We start from the raw sequence: 2,774 nt of genomic DNA, 5'->3' as shown, positions 1-2,774 counted from the left end.
GGAACGTCCTCGGGGATCTCCGCACGCGGCACGGCAGGGGCGTCACAGGCGGCGGCCACCACCACGGCCCGCGCGGCAGGCGCGGCAGGCGCGTGCGCGCCCCACCCCGATGCGAAGGCCGCGGTCGGGCCGGTTATGACGAGCGCGGTGGCGGCCGTGAGGGCGCGGGCTGTGCGGTGCATGGGGAGGGCTCCTCGGCAGGGCGGCGATGACGGCCGACGCCTGTCGGCAACCGGTACCGCTCCGGTCGTCGGCCCGTCTGCGGGACACGGCTCTCGTGCCCTCGCCTGCCATCACAGCCCGCCACGCGCCGCACCGCGCGCGGCCGGACCCCATTCGCGGGACGCGAACGCCCACGCGGGTGATCCCGGCCGCCCGAAAGAGGCTCCCCACCGGTCCCGGATCAGGTCCCGGACGCCCCCGGCGCCGCCGCCTCGCCACAGCCCCGCTCGCGGGCCCCCTCGCGGGTGCGCCCCGCGCTGACCAGGCGGCGCGGGTTGCGGCGCAGATACTCGCCCTCCAGCTGCGCCATGCGTTCGTTGTGGGCGCGCAGCGCGTCGTTCGAGCCGTACAGGAGCGTGTCGTGGCGTGTGCGGTGGATGGTCTCCAGCTCCTTCATGAGCTGCTGGTCATCCAGCCGGTTGGGGTCGACTCCGGTCATGGTGGTACCCCGCTCGTCGTGTCCGCGTTCCCGAGGTGTGTCCGCTGTGCCGGGATTGTTCGCGTTCCCTGAGCTCCACTGTACGAACTTCCGGGTCGACGGGCCTGCGGCGCGGCCTCAGCGGGCGCGCTCCACCCGGCGCTCGTCCCAGACCGGCTCCGCGGTCTCCCGTACCCGGCCGTCCTCGCCGAAGACCAGGTAGCGGTCGAAGGAGCGGGCGAACCAGCGGTCGTGTGTGACCGCGAGGACCGTGCCCTCGAACGCCTCCAGGCCCTCCTGGAGTGCCTCGGCGGACTCCAGGTCGAGGTTGTCGGTGGGCTCGTCGAGGAGCAGGGCGGTGACTCCGGCGAGTTCGAGGAGCAGGATCTGGAAGCGGGCCTGCTGGCCGCCGGAGAGCCGGTCGAAGGGCTGCTCGGCCTGGGCGGTCAGCTCGTAGCGCCGCAGCCGGGACATCGCCGCGCCCCGGTCCTGGGCGTGCTCCTTCCAGAGGATGTCGAGGAGGGGGCGGCCCTGCAGCTCGGGGTGGGCGTGGGTCTGCGCGAAGTGGCCGGGTACGACGCGGGCACCGAGCTTGAAGGCACCGGTGTGCGCCACGTCCTCGCCCGCGAGGAGGCGCAGGAAGTGGGACTTGCCGGAGCCGTTGGAGCCGAGCACCGCGACGCGTTCGCCGTAGAACACCTCGAGGTCGAACGGCCGCATCAGACCGGTGAGTTCGAGCTGCTCGCAGGTCACGGCGCGGACGCCGGTACGGCCACCGCGCAGCCGCATGGTGATGTTCTGCTCGCGCGGCGGCTCCGGGGGCGGTCCGACTTCCTCGAACTTGCGCAGCCGGGTCTGCGCGGCCGCGTACCGCGAGGCCATCTCATGGCTGACGGCGGCCGCTTGGCGGAGGTTGAGGACCAACTTCTTGAGCTGGGCGTGCTTCTCGTCCCAGCGGCGGCGCAACTCCTCGAAGCGGGCGAAGCGTTCACGCCGGGCCTCGTGGTAGGTGGCGAAGCCGGCGCCGTGCACCCAGGCGTCGGCCCCGGCGGGTCCTGGCTCCACGGAGACGATCTTCTCGGCGGCGCGGGCGAGGAGTTCGCGGTCGTGGGAGACGAACAGCACGGTCTTGCGGGTCTCCTTGAGCTGCTGCTCCAGCCAGCGCTTGCCGGGCACGTCGAGGTAGTTGTCCGGCTCGTCGAGCAGGAGCACCTCGTCGGGGCCGCGCAGCAGCGCCTCCAGGACGAGCCGCTTCTGCTCACCGCCGGACAGGGTGCGCACGAGGCGCCACTGGGCGGTGTCGTAGGGCATCCCGAGGGCCGCCATGGTGCACATGTCCCACATGGTCTCGGACTCGTACCCGCGCACCTCGGCCCAGTCGGCGAGCGCCTGCGCGTAGGCGAGCTGAGCGGCCTCGTCGTCCACGGTCATGAGGGCGTGCTCGGCCTCGTCCACCGCCTTCGCGGCCGTGCGGATGCCGGGCGGGGCGACGGAGACCAGCAGGTCGCGCACGGTGGTCTCGTCCCGTACGGAGCCGACGAACTGGCGCATCACGCCGAGGCCGCCGCCGACGGTGACCGTGCCGCCGTGCGGCTTCAGCTCGCCGGAGATCAGCCGCAGCAGTGTGGTCTTGCCCGCGCCGTTCGGCCCGACCAGGGCCACCACGGCGCCCTCTCCGACCCGGAAGGAGACGTCGCCGAGCAGCGTCCTCCCGTCGGGGAGGTGGTACTCGAGATGCGCGGCTTCCAGGTGTCCCATGCGGCGCATTCTCCGGTGGCACGACAGCCGTGTGCAAACCCGTTTCCCGTGGCCGCCGACGGGGCCCGCGCCCCCGACGGCCCACATCCCGCACAAGGAACCGCCGCTTCGGGGTAGTCGGACGCCATGAGCCCTGATGTCGACCTGACCGCCGTCCCCCTCCCCGCCCGCTCGGTGCTGCGGCGGCTGCTCGCCGCCGACGCCCGGCTGTTCGAGGTGGCCGCCGAGCGGAACTGGCCCGGCGCCGAACGCGTCCTGCCGAGGCTGAGCCGGAGCGCGAACCACGGAGTGCTGTGGTGCGCCGCGGCCGCCGCCATCGCCGCGACCCGCACCCCGCGCGCCCGCCGGGCGGCGGTGCGCGGCATGGCCTCGCTCG

2 protein-coding genes and 2 pseudogenes are annotated in these 2,774 nt (G+C 73.5%); 1 reads left to right on the top strand and 3 read right to left on the bottom strand.

Translation table 11 applies throughout. The features are described 5' to 3' along the window. From GTW40_RS07730 to GTW40_RS07720, 3 genes and pseudogenes are all read right to left on the bottom strand, one after another. Positions 1-182: pseudogene (locus GTW40_RS07730) on the bottom strand (hypothetical protein); the annotation flags it as partial. A gap of 221 nt (positions 183-403) precedes the next feature. Then, positions 404-661 carry a DUF6158 family protein gene (locus GTW40_RS07725; RefSeq protein ID WP_161179408.1) on the bottom strand — a complete coding sequence of 86 codons (258 nt, stop codon included), beginning with the start codon at positions 659-661 and terminating at the stop codon, positions 404-406. Positions 662-778: 117 nt separating this feature from the next. Beyond that, positions 779-2,398, bottom strand: coding sequence for an ATP-binding cassette domain-containing protein (locus GTW40_RS07720; RefSeq protein ID WP_161179407.1), 1,620 nt, complete (start codon positions 2,396-2,398; stop codon positions 779-781). A 126-nt stretch (positions 2,399-2,524) separates the two neighbouring features. Between GTW40_RS07720 and GTW40_RS07715 the strand changes: the two are divergent. After that, positions 2,525-2,774, top strand: a pseudogene (locus GTW40_RS07715) (phosphoesterase); the annotation flags it as partial.

Source organism: Streptomyces sp. SID4985, assembly GCF_009863025.1.
Taxonomy (GTDB): Bacteria; Actinomycetota; Actinomycetes; order Streptomycetales; family Streptomycetaceae; genus Streptomyces.
Note: the sequence above shows the minus strand (reverse complement) of the source record. Positions and strands in the feature narration are given on the sequence as shown.

Coding starts and splice junctions, on each gene's coding strand:
- GTW40_RS07725 (WP_161179408.1), bottom strand. CDS start 661: ATGACCGGAGTCGACCCCAACCGGCTGGATGACCAGCAGCTCATGAAG.
- GTW40_RS07720 (WP_161179407.1), bottom strand. CDS start 2,398: ATGGGACACCTGGAAGCCGCGCATCTCGAGTACCACCTCCCCGACGGG.